17 protein-coding genes are annotated in these 17,918 nt (G+C 37.6%); 12 read left to right on the top strand and 5 right to left on the bottom strand.

From position 1 onward, the window contains the following. Positions 1 to 5: 5 nt before the first annotated feature. Together AACH31_RS03960 and sspI are read right to left on the bottom strand one after the other, a co-directional pair. Entirely contained in the window at positions 6 to 2,117 is a 2,112-nt protein-coding gene (locus AACH31_RS03960) for an LTA synthase family protein (RefSeq protein ID WP_262953796.1), read from the bottom strand. Positions 2,118 to 2,582: 465 nt separating this feature from the next. Then, positions 2,583 to 2,801 carry a small acid-soluble spore protein SspI gene (sspI, locus tag AACH31_RS03965; protein ID WP_161832508.1) on the bottom strand — a complete coding sequence of 73 codons (219 nt, stop codon included), beginning with the start codon at positions 2,799 to 2,801 and terminating at the stop codon, positions 2,583 to 2,585. 317 nt (positions 2,802 to 3,118) lie between these two features. Between sspI and AACH31_RS03970 the strand changes: the two genes are divergently transcribed. After that, positions 3,119 to 4,765 (top strand): putative polysaccharide biosynthesis protein, encoded by a 1,647-nt coding sequence (locus tag AACH31_RS03970; protein WP_161832507.1) that lies wholly within the window; start codon positions 3,119 to 3,121, stop codon positions 4,763 to 4,765. Between the two features lie 41 nt (positions 4,766 to 4,806). Further along, positions 4,807 to 5,205 carry a hypothetical protein gene (locus tag AACH31_RS03975; protein ID WP_161832506.1) on the top strand — a complete coding sequence of 133 codons (399 nt, stop codon included), beginning with the start codon at positions 4,807 to 4,809 and terminating at the stop codon, positions 5,203 to 5,205. Positions 5,206 to 5,252: 47 nt separating this feature from the next. Here AACH31_RS03975 and AACH31_RS03980 read toward each other — a convergent pair whose 3' ends face one another. Beyond that, positions 5,253 to 6,380 (bottom strand): hypothetical protein, encoded by a 1,128-nt coding sequence (locus AACH31_RS03980; protein WP_338617931.1) that lies wholly within the window; start codon positions 6,378 to 6,380, stop codon positions 5,253 to 5,255. A gap of 195 nt (positions 6,381 to 6,575) precedes the next feature. On the opposite strand from AACH31_RS03980, the gene AACH31_RS03985 reads away from it, so the two are divergent. From AACH31_RS03985 to AACH31_RS04025, 9 genes are all read left to right on the top strand, one after another. Beyond that, complete coding sequence (locus AACH31_RS03985) at positions 6,576 to 7,304, top strand: pseudouridine synthase (RefSeq protein WP_338617932.1); 729 nt, start codon at positions 6,576 to 6,578, stop codon at positions 7,302 to 7,304. Between the two features lie 190 nt (positions 7,305 to 7,494). Beyond that, positions 7,495 to 8,136 carry a tRNA (guanosine(46)-N7)-methyltransferase TrmB gene (trmB, locus tag AACH31_RS03990; RefSeq protein ID WP_338617933.1) on the top strand — a complete coding sequence of 214 codons (642 nt, stop codon included), beginning with the start codon at positions 7,495 to 7,497 and terminating at the stop codon, positions 8,134 to 8,136. Between the two features lie 28 nt (positions 8,137 to 8,164). Beyond that, positions 8,165 to 8,686, top strand: a complete 522-nt coding sequence (locus AACH31_RS03995; protein ID WP_237658970.1) for a DUF84 family protein — start codon at positions 8,165 to 8,167, stop codon at positions 8,684 to 8,686. Positions 8,687 to 8,751: 65 nt separating this feature from the next. Then, positions 8,752 to 9,750, top strand: a complete 999-nt coding sequence (locus tag AACH31_RS04000) for a hypothetical protein (protein WP_161832502.1) — start codon at positions 8,752 to 8,754, stop codon at positions 9,748 to 9,750. 74 nt (positions 9,751 to 9,824) lie between these two features. Next, the gene (locus tag AACH31_RS04005; protein ID WP_161832501.1) at positions 9,825 to 10,139 is read left to right on the top strand and encodes a thioredoxin family protein; all 315 of its coding nucleotides are present in this window, start codon (positions 9,825 to 9,827) and stop codon (positions 10,137 to 10,139) included. A gap of 120 nt (positions 10,140 to 10,259) precedes the next feature. After that, positions 10,260 to 12,671, top strand: a complete 2,412-nt coding sequence (locus tag AACH31_RS04010; RefSeq protein WP_262950812.1) for a DNA translocase FtsK — start codon at positions 10,260 to 10,262, stop codon at positions 12,669 to 12,671. A 157-nt stretch (positions 12,672 to 12,828) separates the two neighbouring features. Continuing rightward, a complete protein-coding gene (gene murC, locus AACH31_RS04015; protein WP_161832499.1) occupies positions 12,829 to 14,136 on the top strand; it encodes a UDP-N-acetylmuramate--L-alanine ligase in 1,308 nt (435 codons plus the stop codon). 24 nt (positions 14,137 to 14,160) lie between these two features. Then, complete coding sequence (locus AACH31_RS04020) at positions 14,161 to 14,439, top strand: hypothetical protein (RefSeq protein ID WP_262950813.1); 279 nt, start codon at positions 14,161 to 14,163, stop codon at positions 14,437 to 14,439. 128 nt (positions 14,440 to 14,567) lie between these two features. Further along, positions 14,568 to 15,098 (top strand): apolipoprotein A1/A4/E family protein, encoded by a 531-nt coding sequence (locus AACH31_RS04025; protein ID WP_262950814.1) that lies wholly within the window; start codon positions 14,568 to 14,570, stop codon positions 15,096 to 15,098. 123 nt (positions 15,099 to 15,221) lie between these two features. Here AACH31_RS04025 and AACH31_RS04030 read toward each other — a convergent pair whose 3' ends face one another. Both AACH31_RS04030 and AACH31_RS04035 read right to left on the bottom strand, forming a co-directional pair. Beyond that, positions 15,222 to 15,428, bottom strand: a complete 207-nt coding sequence (locus AACH31_RS04030) for a hypothetical protein (protein WP_262950816.1) — start codon at positions 15,426 to 15,428, stop codon at positions 15,222 to 15,224. Between the two features lie 70 nt (positions 15,429 to 15,498). Next, complete coding sequence (locus AACH31_RS04035; protein WP_262950817.1) at positions 15,499 to 16,752, bottom strand: helix-turn-helix domain-containing protein; 1,254 nt, start codon at positions 16,750 to 16,752, stop codon at positions 15,499 to 15,501. 588 nt (positions 16,753 to 17,340) lie between these two features. On the opposite strand from AACH31_RS04035, the gene AACH31_RS04040 reads away from it, so the two are divergent. Further along, positions 17,341 to 17,910: a transposase family protein gene (locus AACH31_RS04040; protein ID WP_338617937.1), complete on the top strand. Its 570-nt coding sequence runs from the start codon at positions 17,341 to 17,343 to the stop codon at positions 17,908 to 17,910. The last annotated feature ends 8 nt before the right edge of the window (positions 17,911 to 17,918 follow it).

Below are 17,918 nucleotides of genomic sequence, written 5' to 3' on the forward strand. Positions count from 1 at the left end.
TTTTTTTATTCACTCATTGGGGGATTCATTGCTTCAAGGGCCGCTTGATATCCCGCCTGATAGCCTTCTTCAAATCCTTGGTCATAAAATTGGTTGTTCTCTTCTTCCTGTCCCACTTTATATTTTGCAGATGTACTAAGAACGTGATTAGTGACCGTCACTTGTTGAATTGAAAATTGATCTTCTTCATTTAACGTATAATCAGGAACCTTTAATGTATTTGAATCAACATAAATGGTTTCATGGGCGTTATCATTGATTTTTACACGACTAGAGTCGGTAAAGTTTTGTCCTTTGACGATGAATTGCCCTTCCTCATCTTGGTAAACCTCAGAAATGGAAATTTCATTAACCCCCATTTGTAATTTAGTTGGTTCATAAGGGTTCACTCCATCGTAAACATAGCGTTCACCGTATAGCATATCGTATTGTAGAAGTTTAAGATTTTCTTGATAATCAGCTTCATCTTTAAATTGTTGATGGTAGTTAGTTAACGTTCCATGATGGATCCCTAATTGGTCTAATACGTGTGCCCCAAGTTGATAGGCTTCGATATTAGCGTCTTGTTTTTCAAGGCCGAAATTATTCCAAATAATATACTCTGTTTGGAACATATCGCCGTTAGCTAATTCTTCATTTGTAATATCAAGGGTTGGCAAGTGATCCCCATACATGACAAGCACCGTGTCTTCGTTAATTAACGAAAGGGCAGAAATGAGCTCTGCAATAAAAGTATCCATTTCATGAATTTCATTCGTGAAATATTCAAATGAGTTTAAGCGTTCGGTGTCATCAAATCCACTTAATTTAATTTTAGAGTGATTTTCAACAGGTGTACTTGGATAATCTCCATGCCCTTGAACAGAAATCGTATAAATATAATCTGAGTTTTCAGTCGATTTTAAGGCATCAAGAATAGGTTTAATTAAATATTTGTCTTTTGCCCATCCGCGTGGGGTAAGCTCTTCTACGTTCATGTATTCAACTGATGTAAAGGTATCAAAGCCTAGCATTTTAAATACCTTTTGGCGACTATAGAACGTTCCTTTATTATTGTGAATCGCATGTGTTGAATAACCAAGGTCTTTTAAATCATAATTGATCGTTTCTGCTGTTGTCTTACGTAAGATTGATTTATACGGGTACTCTCCGGCTCCGAAGAATTCTAAGTTCATTCCTGAGATAGCTTCAAACTCCGTATTAGCAGTTCCCGCACCAACAGAAGGCACAGTTAAGAAACCTGAAGAAAATTGTTCTTTTAGTTTACGGAAGTTCGGCACAGGATCCTCTGAAAATTTTAAATCTTTCATATAAGTTGGATCAAAGAATGATTCTAATTGAAGCATAATAATATTAGGTGCCTTTTTTTGTAACATCAATTGGTTATCATTGTTGGCAACTAAATTAGAACCCCCAATCGTTGTTGATTCAGATGATGCAAGTTGCTCTTTTAGTTGATCAACTGATGCTTCAGAGTAGTTTGCTGGACGAGTAATCCCAGTGTTTAATAATGTATTTGTAAAACAGTAAGGGAATCCGTAATCGAGATATGCGAATGCAATGTTTCCAAAGTAGCTAGCCACTACATTTGTTTTTAATGCCCCTTGTGTTAAACAGAAGAAGCAGAGGATTCCGCCTAAAAACATGGGTACAGCTTTTTTATAATTGACCTTATCCTTTGATTTTGGTGCTTTAAAGAACGCAATGACGACACCAATTAGCGCTAAAGCAACGCCAAGGATGATTAATCCAATTTGAAATTTTGAAAAGTATTTTTCTAAAATATCGAACGTTGATGAGATTAATTTTAATTCGTTTGCCGTAAATGGTGTGACACGGTTGTTGAGGACAATCCCATTTGTAATTCCCCCCGCTAACCAAATGACTGAAATCGCAGTGAAAGTGAAAACTTTTCGGCGAACGAGTAGCGAGATAGATAACGTCAATAAGATTAATAACGTATTGTAAAGAAAAACGAGTGGTGAATGAACGAGATAGTTAAGTGCCGCAACAACTGAATGACGACTAAAGCTTTCGATGAGAAAGTTTAATAAGATGGCAACAAGTAACGAAATCGTATAATTGTTATATAAATATTTTTTTATCATTTCTTTCATCTGAAACCCCCATAGATAAAACCTCGGTTTGTGATGATTTTTTCGAGGTTATTAAGTTGATGAATCTTATGTCTAACCTATCAGACATTGTAGCAATCTCGTCCCTTAAAATCAATTAGAAAAATTTACTACATTTATAGGTGCCCTTTCTACGCTTACGATAGATAAGGTAGGCTAATCAGGGATGCTATTGTCTATTTTAGTGAGACTCAATTCAAGTAATTATTATACGGATAAAAATAAAGAATTCATCTCCTAGATGTGTCTTTTTATAAAATTCCTCAAACTTTTTACTTCTTATAGGTGCGGTTAACTGATGTAATCGCTTATTTTGTTTATTTCACCATAGAATGTCGAAGGTTGTAGGGCAGGAAGGGGTTATCTTTATTTATATGGAGGTAGAGGAATAAAAAAAGAGAACATAAAAGTTCTCCTTTTTTAGATTCTTTTGTTAGAAAGGGTATTTTAGCTAGCTTTAGGACGTAAACATTGACTAACGCGAGAGACAATTGTTTCTTTCTCAGCGTCATTACTTCCGTTCCATAAGATTTCAAAAATAACACCGAGCCCAGGAAGTGTTTTTTCTTCCCCTGACTCAATTGCATCAATAATCGTTTCACGGATTTCATCATAGTTAGAATCATCTAAGTTTGCCATGACGGCTTTTCTTAAATCTAAGTTCATCAACATCACCTCATCATTTTATCTTTCAATTATAGTTTTTCAAAATGCATCGAAAGTATACGCGCTTTATTTGATGAAATTTTTATGGAGAAGTGGTCTATACTAAGGATGTTAGTCGTTTAAGAAAAAGGTGCCACGGATAAAAGGTGGATCGTAAGGTGTCAAGGGCTACCTTGGTTGAAAAAAAAAGAAAATGTCTTTTTACCGTAAACGCTTCATCCTATAAAATGATTTGGAAAGTTTATAAAATTATAGTAAAATAATAAAATAAATCCGTTTGCAAAGCGGTATGAACGAAAAGAAAGTAGGTCGAGGATATGGGGAATCGCTTTTTAAAGGGGGCCATGATTTTAAGTATTAGTATGTTCGCGACGAAGTTCTTAGGAATTTTGTATGTTATTCCATTTCAACAATTAGTTGGAGCTTCTGGGATGGCATTATACAACTATGCTTATACGCCATATGCCCTGTTTATTAGTTTATCCACGTTAGGAATCCCAGTTGGAATTGCAAAGTTTGTGTCAAAATATAATGCGGCTAAGGAGTATGATACGGCACGGACGATGTTTAGGTATGCAAGTTGGTTTATGATTGCACTCGGATGTGTTGGCTTTTTAACGATGTATAATATGGCGCCTTGGTATGCTAATGTCGTATTAGCAGGTCAAAGTGAGTTAGCAAATACAGTTGAAGATGTAACGATGGCGATTCAAACGATTAGTTTTGCCTTATTGATTATTCCAGTTATGGCAATTTTCAGAGGATTCTTTCAAGGGAATCAAAATATGGTTCCAACGTCAGTTTCTCAGTTTGTTGAGCAGGTCGTACGAATTGTTTTTATCCTTGTAGGCTCTTATTATATTATTCATATAAAGGGTGGAACGGCGAAGGAAGCGGTTGGTTTTTCTGTCTTTTCGGCTTTCTTAGCGGGGATTACAGCTTTTTTAATTTTGTATTATTATTGGAGAAAAAATGTAAAGCAGTATAATCAGTTGCTGAATGAAACGGTTTCTCATGAACCAAGAAATTTTGGAAATTTATTTACAGAGTTAATTGCGTATGCGATTCCGTTTGCGATTTTAGGATTGGCAACTAATCTATTCCAAATTGTGGATCAGACAACATATAATCATTACATGTTAAAGAGTGGCTTAGATGGAGTAATTGTTGAGGATTCTTACGGGATGTACGCAGGATCATTGTATAAGATTATTATGATTCCTGTCTCGTTTGCGATTTCGTTTGGTCAACCTTTAATTCCAGAGTTAACGTATCATCTGACGGAAGGAAATATGAAGTCGGTTCGTAAAAATTTAATGTTGGCGATTCAATTAACCTGTTTTATCACTGTCCCTGCCGTCGTAGGAATGGCGCTTCTTTCGGAGCCTATTTTTATCATGTTTTTTAACTCATCGGTCAAAGGCTATAATGCGATGGGAGGAGATATTTTTAGATTAGGATCGTTGCTTGGATTATTTATGGCACTTTATAGTATTGTCACGGCGATTTTACAAGGGATTGGTAAACAGTGGAATGGTATTATTTTCTTAGTGCTTTCGTTAGGAATTAAATATCTTGGAAATGTGTTATTAATTCCGATTTTTAAAACAGATGGAGCAACGATGGCGACGATGATTTCGTATACCTTCTGTATTGTCATGAGTTTAGTGGTCATTCAACGGGAGACAAAGTTTAAAGTGGCTAACTTAATTCGCCGATTGGTTGCGATTTTTGTTTTTACAGGGGTCATGGCCCTTGTTGTGGTGGGCGTGAAGTTTATTTTAGATTTATTTATGAACTATCAGGTTCATCATATGCTCTCATATTTATATGTAGGAATTGCGGGACTTTTCGGTGTTATAGTTTACTTCGGACTCGCGTGGTATTTTGATCTCATTGAGACCCTTTTTGGGACGAAATTTTCGTTAAAACGATTGAAGGGACGCATAGTTCGTCGTCGCTAGTTCATACTAAACAAAAGACAACTTAGTATGAAGGTGATGAAATGAAGCGGTTAGTTTCGTATGTCGTGTTAGGATTCGCGGTAGTAGGGCTTTTATTTGTGGGCGGTTTTCGAACGGAGATTCAGTTGACACAACAGGCCAAACTGAATATGGCGCGCTTAGGCCATGAAATTCAAGAGGTCAAAGGGTATGTTAGATCCTGGTTGGGTGAAGATAAAGAAGAGACGGTGGTGGTGAGCACTGATAATAGTCCGCAACGAGCGAGCCTAGATGTTAATTACGATGCTGCCTTAGAGATAGTAGAGGAAATGTTAAAGGATTTAGAACATTTATTTACAGCGGATCAGCAACAAGCAGTTCAAAAGGAGATGGATCAGCTGTACAAGCAACATTTATTACAACAATATAAGGATCAACTTGCACCAAGTTATTATGAATAAAAAAGTTGTTTTACATCAAATATAAAAAGAACGCCTAGGCGTTCTTTTTATATGGTCGTTTCAGGGCGAAATCCAAGATAACTTTCTACTTTTCGAAGTCTGATGTTCATATTATCAACTTTACTTTGGATGTCTTGTGGCGCTTGGGATGGACTCATATCTTGAAAAGGGGGAGTGGGATTAACGACAGGTGATCCATTAGATGTTTGTGTAGGGTTTTGTGCAGGAATGCCTGGGACACGGGTAGGTGTTGTATCAGGCGTCAAGGTGAGGGGCTGATTAGAAAAATATTGATTGCCGAGGATATTCGTTTGTGTTAAATCTTCAAGGGAAGGGGTCAAATCCTGGGGTGCTTGGGTGGGTAATGAGTCGAACGCAAAATCGTTAAATGAGGCTGAATCCGAAAATGTAACAGTGTTCATTGGTTCTGCTCCAATGTTTGAGCTAAGTGGTTCATTAAATGAAGAAGTGGGTGTCAATGGCGCGTAAGTATTTTGTAGACTTGGGTTTGAAATAGATGTGACATAACTATCGTTACTCATCATCGGTTGGGGTTGATTAAAGTTGTTACCCATCATGGATTGGGGTTGATTGAAATTATTACCCATCATCGGTTGAGGTTGATTGAAGTTGTTACCCATCATGGATTGAGGTTGATTGAAGTTGTTACCCATCATCGGTTGAGGTTGATTGAAGTTGTTACTCATCATCGATTGAGGTTGATTGAAATTGTTACCCATCATGGATTGAGGTTGATTGAAATTATGACTCATCATCGGTTGAGGTTGATTGAAATTATCGCCCATCATCGATTGAGGTTGATTGAAATTATTGCCCATCATCGGTTGAGGTTGATTGAAGTTATGACTCATCATCGGTTGGGACGAATTGAAGTTATTGCTCATCCCTGGTTGGGATGGATTGAAGTTGTTGTTCATCATTGGCTGCCCTTGGTTAAAGCCGTTATTTACCATCGCGTTTATTCCTCCTGTAGGTGGGACCATTCGTCCAGAGACTTGAGGACCCGCGCTATGATTAAAGCCCATTCCTCCTTGAGGCATTCCATTTGGTCCTTGTGGCGTAGGTTTTGGCGGGTTAAGAAATTGATTTAAATAGAATTGCTCCATCTGTTCAACAGGCGATTTTGTTTTTTGTTTTTTTAGTTTACCAAACATGGGCGAAGCCCTCCTTTCTTTTAGGTAAACGAGTTTTAGACACGGGTTGTTAGGCCATACGTTAAGATGTTTGAGTCAAGCGTGAACCACAAAATAACCGGTGCCTTTAACCTGTTAATATATTCTATGATTTATGCCCTAGTTGTGTTATGATATTTTTGTTGAAAAAAAGTATTTTTGTCGGAGGATAGGCCAGTGCGTTTAGATAAATTATTAGCTCATACGGGGTATGGTACCCGTTCTGAGGTGAAGCGATTATTAAAATCAAAAGTTGTAAAGATTGATGGTCAGGTGGCGAAAGACGCCAAAGTAAAGGTTGACCTTTCATCTCAAGTTGTCACTGTTTTTGATGAAGTAGTAGACTACCGTGAATTTGTTTATATCATGATGAATAAACCGCAAAACTGTTTAAGTGCGACACGGGATCGTGATTATCGAACCGTGATCGATTTGTTAGATGAGTCGTATTTGATTTATGATGTGGCCCCCGCAGGGCGTTTAGATCGAGATACGGAAGGATTAGTGCTCTTAACAAATGACGGAAAATTAGCACATGAAATTATCTCTCCTAAAAAAGAGGTGTATAAACATTATAGAGCCCGCATCAGTGGCGAGTTAACCAAGGAAGCCGTGAAGCGATTAGAGAACGGGGTCGAAATTTTAGACGGAAGCAATGAGTCTTTTATGACCAAGCCTGCAAAGCTTCAGTTAATCGGATCGATGGATGATCTAACTGTCGTTGACATTTGGATTATGGAAGGTAAATTTCATCAAGTGAAACGAATGTTTGCGAGTGTAGGGTGTAAAGTCGAGTATTTAAAACGATTAGCGATCGGTGAATTGAAATTAGACGAGTCGCTACCTTTGGGTGGATATCGTGAATTGAAAGATGAAGAGCTTGAGTTGCTACGACGAACGGTTTAATAAGATGAGGCAGGGGTCACTAAAAGGTGGCCTCTTTTTAATGGGCTAAGAGAATTGTTGCTTTCACAAAGGCGGGGACATGTGATACAATTAGGGCGATAAAAAAAGACGAAAAAGAAGAAATATTGTCAAAAAATTAAGAATATAGGTTAAGACATCTATAGTAAATAGAAGAAAGGTGCTGATAGTGATGCGTTTAAGAAAGGTAAAAGGAGCGTCCGAAACGATTGCTGCCCATCCAGAGATTGTCATCCCAAATGGTGAGGAGTTAAAAGGAAACTGGCAATCTGTTTTTGAAAAGGAACAACCTATTTATATTGAGGTAGGAATGGGGAAAGGGCAGTTTATGATTGGAATGGCTAAACAAAATCCTCATTTAAACTTTATTGGAATTGAAAAGTTTGATTCAGTTATGGTTCGTGCATTAGAAAAGGTGCTTGAGGCAGGGGAACTTCCTAATTTAAAGCTATTAAAAATCGACGCAGAAGATTTAACCGATATTTTTGCTGAGAACGAGGTAGAAGGTGTTTATTTAAACTTCTCGGATCCATGGCCAAAGCCTCGCCATGCGAAACGCCGCTTAACACATGAAAACTTCTTAACGCGTTATGAACAAATTACGGTCCCAAATGGATATTTACGTTTTAAAACGGATAATCGTTTACTTTTTGAATATTCGCTCGTTAGTGTGACAGGGTATGGAATGAAACTTGAAGATGTTGCGTTAGACTTACATCAACGAGAAGCGTTAGATTGGAATATTATGACGGAATATGAAGAGAAGTTTAGTGCAAAGGGACAACCGATTTATCGATTAGAGGCACAATTTTAATCAAAAAAGTTAGCTTAGGAAAGTGGGGATGAAGTTGAAAGTTGTGGTAGGATCAACGAATAAGGTAAAAGTGGGAGCGGTTAAGCGAATTCTCACCCCACAAGGATATGAAGTAGAAGGAGTCGATGTTTTAAGCCAGGTTTCAGACCAGCCATTTAGTGATGCTGAGACCGTATTAGGTGCAAGTCATCGTGCACAAGGGGCGCTAGCCTTTGGGGACATTGGAATTGGACTTGAGGCTGGAGTTGAATATTTAAATGATCAGCTGTTTTTAGTCAACTGGGGTGTGCTAAAAACGAAGGAAGGTCAAACCTTTTATGCGGGAGGAACGCGCCTGCCATTGCCTGATGAATTACGTGACGCCCTAGAAGATGGAATCGAATTGGGTGATGTCATTGATGGTTATTCTAAGCGACAAAATGTCCGTACAAATGAGGGAGCCATCGGCGTTTTAACAGCTGATTTTGTCAGTCGAGAAGATAATTTCTGTCATATCGTCCGCTTGTTATGGGGACAATTCGTCCGTAATAGCAATTGTTGTCGAAAATAAAAATTTGGTTAGAATCGTCTCCTATGATATAATAGAGTATATCATGTGATAAGGGGGCGATTTTTTTGTCGAAACAAAAAACTGATATGCAAAAAAACAGTGAAGAAATGAAAAAAGTATCACATTGGCTAAAAGAACAAGTGATTAATTTTACTCAATCGTCAAAACGAAAATTACAAGCCATTCGGCTAAAAAATAAATTAAATTCAACATCAGAAGGCATGAACGAACATTCATCGCGACTTCGAGTCATTAATCGTCTAACGACGACAATTAGTGGGGTAGTCGTGGTGGGACTAAGCGTTGGGCTTCTATATATGGCTCAACCTATTGTAACAGCAGAAACGTTTGAAGGAACGATGGAAGACAGTATTAGTGCCGCATTTAATTACAAGGGAAATAATATTAATATTAAGAATGAGACACTAAGTTATCATATTCCACGACAATTTAAGTATAAATGGTCAATAGGAGTTAATGATATTATTAAATATAAAGATAACGAGGTGATTATGAATTATAATCATCAATATAGTGCTGTCGATGTGAATAATGAGACGTACGACCTCTTACGTGATGAGAATAAGGCGGCGGGTCATGAAGTTTTTTACAAAAGCTTTAATCGCGATGGAAAAAATGGATTTGTTCAATTGGTTCAATTGCCCGAGAAATATTTACTGATGGTGTTAGTGGATGGAACAAAGCTTTCAGCCATTATTGACTATCAAGAGGCCCCTTACTTAACATATAATATGTTAGTTTTAGGGCGTACGGCAGTAGCTGATGAAGTGGGAGTTGCTAAGGAATTACAAGTTTCAAAAAATGAGGCAAAATTAGAGGATGCTGAAGCGAAAGTTCGGTCGGTAGACCCTAATGTAGAGGGGCAAGGGAATGAGGCACAGGACGCTAAGGCGCCTGTGATATCGAAAGAAGATACACAAGCAACAGAAATGAGCGAGTCAGTCGATTCTTCGAATCAACAGATGGCGACTGAGGAAGGAAATCAAGTTATTCAATTTGATTTTAGTACAGAAAAGCGTCAGGAAACAGAGGGAAATAAGTAGCGAAGATGATCATCTTTGATGAGGAGCCGATGATAGAAAACTGTTATCGGTAAGTATAAAAAAGGAGGATTCATATGAAAGAGATTACGACAGTAGAGCAGTATCAAGAGATTATTAAAAATGAAAATGTGATTATTTTATTCACCGCTAATTGGTGTCCAGATTGTATGGTGATTAAACCATTTATGCCAAAAATTGAAGAGAAATACTCAAATTATCAGTTTTATACGGTTAACCGCGATCATTTAATGGATCTTTGTATCGAACTTGATATCTTTGGAATTCCTAGTTTTGTGGCCTTTAAAAATGGAAAAGAAGTGGGACGTTATGTTAATAAGGAACGTAAAACACGTGAACAAATTGAAGGTTTTATTGAATCATTGGCATAGGTCATTAAGATTAAATCGTCATGAAAACGCGTGGCGATTTTTTTTGAACATTGTTGAGAATAATGGAATTTTTCATGTATAATTAAATGTAGACATTTGGGTAATTTAGGGTGAGACAATATGAAAAAAAGGAAGATTTTTGATATTGAGAAAATTGGTTTTGGAGATGAGGAAGTTGTAGCTACTCCAAAATCAGTCTCAATAAATGAAGTGAAACAAAGAGTAAATACGGTTCGTCAATCGGAAGTTAAACCGGTGATAGACCGCCCACAGGCAATATTAAGTCAAGAAATTAAAGTGGTACAGGAAAAGAAACCGATGCCATCAACAACACGCACAGGAGAGGGACAAACGGGTGCACCAAAAACGGCCATTTATAAGCCGGTAGAGTTTGTTTCTCCGATTACTGGACGGCGCGTGCAACAACCTAAAGCGGTCCAACTCGCGCATGGGAAGTATCAATTATCGACTGCAACCATCGTTACCGATGAAGGTCAAGAAGCGGGGCAACGTGAGGAGGAGTTCGCACCTGTTTGTCGTGAGGAGCTAACAGCTATTTCTAACGAGGAGCTAAGCGAGCTCTTCGAGCCGACTGATGATGTTACTCCTTGTCCCAGTTTTACAGCTGAGGAAGACGCTTCTTGTTTGGAAACAGACGAAAAAACGGTGGATCGATCAGTATCAAAAGATGAGGAAATTAACACACCGGTAGCGTCAACCCAGGCTGTGAATGACTCCATAGATGAAGGGGCACCGACGGTTGAAGAGGAACAAACGGAACGAGTAGAAAATACGGTTGCTTTTCAACAAGTAGCAGGGGGATTAAAGGAAAAAAATCAGGAGTTAGGATTAGAAGATGTCTTTTCCTTATTAGAGGATGAGGAACAATTGCCTTCGATTTTTGATTCAATTCTTTCCGAAGGTGAAGTCGACCAAGCGATTGAGCAAGATCAAGTCATTGATTTTTCTCAATCGATCGAGGAGGATGACCTTCACTCACAAGATCTCCTTTTTGAAGACGATGACGAACCTTACGATGATGAGAATTTTTGTAACGAATTATTAGATCAGGTTCAGATTGCGGATGAAGAGGAAGAGGTTATTTATTATGAAACGCCTTCTTTAGAATTGCTAAATGAACCGAAACGCGAAGATTTCATCGATGAAGAGTGGATTTTTAGCAAGATGGATATTCTTGAGCGAACGTTCCTTGATTTTGGAGTAAAGGTGAGGCTAACGGGAGAATATACGCAAGGACCAACGGTAACTCAGATTGAAATTCAGCCGGAGTCGGGAACAAAATTAAATAAAATAATGAATTTATCGGATGATCTAAAACTTAGTCTGTCTGTTGAGGAGTTACGTATTGAGCCGATTCCAGGTAAAAATACGATAGGAGTAGAAATTCCAAATCCTAAGCGGAAAATGGTTTGTTTAAAAGAGATTCTTTCGCGACCAGAATTTATTTTACATGAAAGTCCTCTTTACATTGGGTTAGGGCAAGATGTAGCAGGAAATCCAGTTTATGCGGATATCGCGGCGATGCCACACGGATTAATCGCGGGACAAACAGGTTCAGGTAAAAGTGTGTGTATTAATACCTTACTTATTAGTATGTTGTATAAAGCGAGCCCCGAGGAAGTTCGTGTGATGTTAATCGACCCTAAACGAGTAGAATTGGCTCCGTATAACACCATTCCGCATTTAATTACTCCTGTTATTTGTGATGAACACAAAGCTGCTCAAGGATTGCGCTGGGCAGTAGAAGAGATGGAGCGACGCTATGATTTATTTTTAGCAAATGGTGTTAAAGACATTAAGTCCTTTAATGAACGCCGTCACCAATTTGAAATATCTTATGGGAAACTCCCCTATATTTTAATTGTTATTGATGAGTTAGCCGACTTGATGATGGTGTCAGCACAAGAGGTTGAAGATTGTATTATGAGGATTACCCAAAAAGCTCGTGCGGCAGGAATCCATCTGATTGTTGCCACGCAACGACCAACGGTGGATGTCATTACGGGAACGATTAAGTCTAATATTCCAAGTCGGATTGCGTTTACCGTCGCCCAGGCGAATGATTCACGGGTAATTTTAGATGAGACAGGTGCTCAAAATCTGTTAGGGCAAGGTGATATGCTGTTTTTAGGAAGCAGTTCAAAGGCAAAGCGCGTTCAAGGAGCCTATATTTCAAGCGAGGAAATTGAACGTATTGTTGATTGCATCAAAGGAAAGGGGAAACCGAAGTATTTAATTGCAGATGACATCTTTAAACGTGGAACATCTGCAATGAACACGGATACAGACCCGCTCCTATATGAGGCAATGAGTTTTATCTTTGATCGCGGATATGCGACCGTATCATCTTTACAAACACGTTTACGTATTGGGTTTAATCGTGCCGCCCGAATTATTGACACGTTAGAGTTAAATGGATGGATTGGCCATCCTCAGGGGGCACAAAAGCAACGTGAAATAAAAATTACACGTTCGGAGTTTGAAAGTTTACAAGATCAAACGCGCCTATAAATAAAATGAGAAAAAACGTTCCCTCTTCATTGTCATGAGGGAACGTTTTTTTATAGGTGGATGATATAATGGAAAGAATCGTAAAAAGACGGTTTCCAAATACATGATAAATGATATAATAGTAAGGAAATTATGACGAGATAGGAGTCGATTCGAAATGAGTGAAAAATACCATCTCATTGGGATTAAGGGTTCAGGAATGAGTGCGTTGGCACATATTTTATATGATATGGGATATGAGGTTCAAGGATCGGATATTGAGGAGACTTTATTTACTCAGATCGGATTAGAAGCTAAAGGGATGAAGCTTTATCCATTTGGACACTCTCATATCGACCCTGATATGACCGTGATTATCGGAAATGCATTTAAGGATGACCATGTGGAAGTGGTATTGGCGAAAGAGGTTGGAGCAACGTGTATTCGTTATCACGACTTCTTAGGTTCTTTAGCGGGGAACTTTACGTCAATCGCTATTTCTGGAACTCATGGAAAAACAACAACAACAGGGTTGTTATCACACGTGTTACGCCTTAACCACAAAACATCATTTTTAATTGGTGATGGGACAGGACAAGGGGTTAAATCAAGCGAATATTTTGTATTTGAGGCTTGTGAGTATCAAAGACATTTCTTGGCTTATCATCCTGATTATGCAATCATTACAAATATTGAACATGATCACCCAGACTACTTTAAGGATATCGATGATGTGCTAGATGCGTTTAATACATTTGTAAGTCAATGTAAGAAAAAAGTGATTGCTTGCGGTGATGACGTTGAGGTGAAAAAATTAAAAGACACTGATAAAATTATGACCTATGGATTTGAACCAACTAATCATGTCGTTGCAACAAACGTCATTAAAAGTTCAGCAGGAACAACATTTGATGTCTTAATTAATGGAGAATTTTATCATACCTTCCATACACCGTTTTTTGGAGACCATATGATTTTAAATAGTTTAGCCGTAATTAGTATTTGTTATTTAGAAGGGTTGAATCAAGAAACGATTGAAAGTGATTTATGTTCGTTTGAAGGTGTGAAACGTCGTTTTGCACAAAAAAATTATCGTGACCAAATCATCATTGATGATTATGCCCACCATCCAACAGAAATTGCGGCGACATTAAAAGCGGTTCGTCAAAAATATCCGGATCGTGATTTAGTTGCTGTATTTCAACCGCATACATTTACGCGAACAGCTGCCTTTATCGACGAGTTTGCTCAAAGTTTAAATTTAGCGGATTATATTTATTTAACAGAAATATTCGGATCTGCTCGTGAAGAAAGTGGTGCTGTCAATATTCAAACATTAATTGATAAATGTCATAGCGGCCATTTAATTACGAAAGAGACAGTCAATCAGTTAGAACAATATCCAACCGCTGTTATTGTCTTTATGGGAGCGGGAGATATTAAGAAGTATGAGGATGCTTATACCACATTAACGCCAAGCATTTAAGGTAAGTTTTAAGGAGAGAAAAGAATGATTTTAGCAGCAGGAATGACAGTAACATTAACCTTATCGGATTTATTAATGTTAACGATTATTGGATGTTTGATTGTTTTAACGGTATATCTCGTATTAACGTTAAAGGCAGTCATTCGTTTGCTTAATGAATCACGTGTTCTAGTTAATGAGAGTACAAAGATTGTTGATGATGTGCAAGAAAAAACAAAGATCATGGGGGATTACATGACGGATGCTTTAACAAATGGGCATGGAATTTTTAAAATTTTTTCGGTGATGAATCGTCAGCGATAAGTTGATTCATTTCAATCACCCGATTGTTCAATAATTTTTAGCGGAAACGGTGATAATTTCCGTTAATACTTCATAGGATAATCTGAAATGGGTAAAATAGAAACTGTAAAAGGAAAGGTGGTTTTTATATGAAAAAAAGAAATGCTTTTTTCTTAGGCGCACTAGTGGGGGCAGCAGCTGTTGCCTTATTTACACCTAAGTCTGGTCAGGAAATGCAAAAAGAATTATTACAAAAATTAGAGGACCTTCAATCAAAAATCAAAGATATTGAAGTGGATGAAGTAAAGGCTGCTTTTACAGCGAAATTAGATGATGTAAAAGATGTGATTAATAATTTTGACTGGGAAACATCAAAAGCAGAACTTGAAGTTAAAGTGAACGAAGTAAAAGCTAAATTAAACGAAATGATGGCTCGTTTAGATGAGGCTAAAGATAATATTAAAGATCAAGCGGAATTAGCTCAAGAAGATTTAGAAGAGAATTTTACTATCGTTATTGATACGGTGAAAGAACATGCAAAAGATATTGCCGAAGATGTGAAAACACGTGTTTCTAATGTTTCAGATGATGCAAAAGTGATTGCATCTGATGTGGCAGATGAAGTGAAAAAGGCGACATCTGATGTTGTTGATATTGCCATGAAAAAAGAAGACAAATAATGAAAAGGAATAGCTCCTTCATAGAAGAAAGGGCTATTCCTTTTTAACATCATAACAATCGGCGTGATGACTTAATGAATAGAAAAAAGAGTTATGCCTTTCCCCAACATAACTCTTTTTAAATTAGCAATAATAACAAAGCGTATAGCTTGTTAATAAATATTGCGGAATAAGATTAATTTTACAAGGTTTAATCAAAGGCGCTAACTCGTACGCATATGCGACGACTTCATTCATTGTTGGATGAAAATGAATATAATCTTCTATGTCTGGATCATAGAGTCCCCATGCTTCCCTTGAATAACAATATTGAATGTAGAGTTCTTTCATTATATCCCTCACTTTCAATGAGAAAATGTAGATTAATTATATAATGGAGCCAAAGTTTATTTTGTCGTTTTTACTCCACGTTTAAAAAATCCATTTTTTCATTTAACGTTTTTAAAATATAAAGAGCTGACTTATATTTATGCTGCTTTTCGTAGATGTGATGAAGTTGGTAAGAGTAGAGTTCGAACGCCTGACGATCATGGCGTTTTTTTGCAAAAGGAATCGCTTCTCCCTGAAGGAAGATTCGAAAAGAATCTGAAAGAGGGCGATTCATGAGGTAATGATAGAATTTCCATTTTAAAATATCGGGGAGCGGCACAGCAAAAGGGAAATGGGTTAACTGCTGTAGCAACTGTTTTAATTTAGTAGTTTGTTGAGACTGATAGTAAAGGTCCATTAAGGACGTAAGGGTTTCAACCTTATAGGATGACGTCTTTAGACCTTGAATGTACATGATTTCAGCATTAGGGTAATCTTTAAGGGCGGTGTAATACTCACCGTAACGATTAAATAAGGTAGACACTTGTCTGTATGGGTCTTTAAGTGTTAACTTCGCTTTTAATTTTTCAAGTAAAGGGGAGGCGGTTGAAAATAGATGAGTGAATGTATATTCTTGACATAAAAGAAGCTCACAGTCAAGCGCGTATCCCATTGCATAATCTTTGAGGAAGAGGGCATTCGCCTCATAGGCCAATTGAACGGCCTTCAACGAGTGGCGGGAAAGTGAGTAATAACGGGCTAACATCAAAAGGAGCAGGGGATCATCCCAATGGTGTTTGATCGCTAACTCATAAGAGAGGTCGTAGTATCCTTTACTAAGTTGTCCATCATGTAATAAAAAGTAGTAATAACCCATAAAGAGAAAATAAAATTGAAGTTCTTCTACCGAAAAATAAGGGAGCATTTTTTCAAGGAAGGGCATCTCACGTTTGGCATAACTGGTGTTTCCTTGAAGAAGATAATAAGAAAATTTGAGGAGGGAGAACTGGTAGTGCAGTTCAAAATGTGCTTCGTTTAAGTCATGGGCGGATAAGTCTTGATGATAAATCATTTGGCGAATGGGAAAGAGCCATCCCTTTACGGGTGGCTTTTTCCTAGGAGAAAGCGTTAATTTTTTATAGATAGCCTCTAACAGGGAAGCGGAAGGAGCGAGTTTTCCAGTTTCGATTTTTGATAAGGTAGACGGGGAACAAAGCGGTGTAAAGTCTTCCATTTTTAGCTTTAAAAACAACCGTCTATCTCGAATGAAGAAACCAGCAGGGTACACTTCTTCAGTGGATAAACGTTCATGCATGATTTGTTGAGCGCGTTGATAACATTTCATAAGACACCTCGTTTAGTTAATGAATTAATCCCTTCAAGACTTAAGATAAAAAATAATTTAGGTCTAGTGATAAAAAAGCGATGATTTAAGGAGAAGATCGAAAGGGATAGTCTTTTTTGATATCAGCCTTTTCTAGCAGAAAAAAATCATCGCTACCTTTTTAGTTTAACAAAACAATAGATGGATCACTATGGATGATATGGATAAAAATATGAACGGAGTTGACAATAAGAAGGAAAGGGGCACGCTAGAAGGTAAGTGTTGTCTAGTATTAGTAAGGAAGCAGAAAGTTAGCCCTTCGTTTAGTCGAATCGTTTTTCGTAAAAAATGTTCATGAGAAGAGGGGGGCGTATAAGGTGCATAATGAGCAGGGGAAGGACACATCCCCCTGTTTTTGCAAACAAAAAGACGATTTCAGTAGAGAAATCGTCGTTGTTATTCAATTTATTTTGGTTCTATAATTTTTGGTGTGGGTGGGATTACTCACACCTTTTTGATTGCCATAAATATTGAGACAAAAAAAAGAGACATAGTCCCCAAAATCCTATACAATGTAATCGGCTAAAACAACACGAAAGGATTGGTTTTATGTCTCATACTAATTGTATCTCAACTTTACTTGATTTAAAAGATAAAAATATTACTTTTTCAGAAAATTGTATCCAGGAAACTCAGATTAAGAATGTTCGTTCTAAACTTATTTTGGGGACTCTTTCTTTTCAACCGACTCATTGCTACCACTGTGGTCATTCTTTTGACTCAAATATCATTAAACACGGCTTCAAAACTTCACGTATTAAGCTAGTCAAAATTTCCGGATTTGATGCTTATCTAGACTTAAAAAAACAACGTTATAAATGCCGTCATTGTGACCGAACATTTACCCTAGAAACATCTTTTGTTAACCCTAATTGTTTTATTTCCACTCCCGTAAAACAAGCCATCTTTTTAGAAGCTAGTCATAAGAAATCCGAAACAGATATTGCACGTGAGCTTAACGTTTCTCATTCAACCGTTAACCGCGTCATTCATTCTTCCTATGAAGAACAGCCGCTTCCCTTTAATTCTCTCCCAAAAGTTCTTTGTTTTGACGAGTTTAAGTCAGTTAAATCGGCCGAGGGTCACCTGCCATGCGAAGCATGTATCCTCCATTGGTAGGGAACGGA

Source organism: Turicibacter faecis (assembly GCF_037076425.1).
Classification (GTDB): domain Bacteria; phylum Bacillota_I; class Bacilli_A; order MOL361; family Turicibacteraceae; genus Turicibacter; species Turicibacter faecis.

Excerpts from the sequence above, each read along its gene's own strand:
- AACH31_RS03970 (WP_161832507.1), top strand. The coding sequence starts at position 3,119 with ATGGGGAATCGCTTTTTAAAGGGGGCCATGATTTTAAGTATTAGTATG.
- AACH31_RS04010 (WP_262950812.1), top strand. The coding sequence starts at position 10,260 with ATGAAAAAAAGGAAGATTTTTGATATTGAGAAAATTGGTTTTGGAGAT.
- AACH31_RS03995 (WP_237658970.1), top strand. The coding sequence starts at position 8,165 with ATGAAGTTGAAAGTTGTGGTAGGATCAACGAATAAGGTAAAAGTGGGA.
- AACH31_RS04005 (WP_161832501.1), top strand. The coding sequence starts at position 9,825 with ATGAAAGAGATTACGACAGTAGAGCAGTATCAAGAGATTATTAAAAAT.
- AACH31_RS04030 (WP_262950816.1), bottom strand. The coding sequence starts at position 15,428 with ATGAAAGAACTCTACATTCAATATTGTTATTCAAGGGAAGCATGGGGA.
- AACH31_RS04035 (WP_262950817.1), bottom strand. The coding sequence starts at position 16,752 with ATGAAATGTTATCAACGCGCTCAACAAATCATGCATGAACGTTTATCC.
- AACH31_RS03975 (WP_161832506.1), top strand. The coding sequence starts at position 4,807 with ATGAAGCGGTTAGTTTCGTATGTCGTGTTAGGATTCGCGGTAGTAGGG.
- AACH31_RS03960 (WP_262953796.1), bottom strand. The coding sequence starts at position 2,117 with ATGAAAGAAATGATAAAAAAATATTTATATAACAATTATACGATTTCG.
- AACH31_RS04025 (WP_262950814.1), top strand. The coding sequence starts at position 14,568 with ATGAAAAAAAGAAATGCTTTTTTCTTAGGCGCACTAGTGGGGGCAGCA.
- AACH31_RS04040 (WP_338617937.1), top strand. The coding sequence starts at position 17,341 with ATGTCTCATACTAATTGTATCTCAACTTTACTTGATTTAAAAGATAAA.
- trmB (WP_338617933.1), top strand. The coding sequence starts at position 7,495 with ATGCGTTTAAGAAAGGTAAAAGGAGCGTCCGAAACGATTGCTGCCCAT.
- sspI (WP_161832508.1), bottom strand. The coding sequence starts at position 2,801 with ATGAACTTAGATTTAAGAAAAGCCGTCATGGCAAACTTAGATGATTCT.
- AACH31_RS04020 (WP_262950813.1), top strand. The coding sequence starts at position 14,161 with ATGATTTTAGCAGCAGGAATGACAGTAACATTAACCTTATCGGATTTA.
- AACH31_RS03980 (WP_338617931.1), bottom strand. The coding sequence starts at position 6,380 with ATGTTTGGTAAACTAAAAAAACAAAAAACAAAATCGCCTGTTGAACAG.
- murC (WP_161832499.1), top strand. The coding sequence starts at position 12,829 with ATGAGTGAAAAATACCATCTCATTGGGATTAAGGGTTCAGGAATGAGT.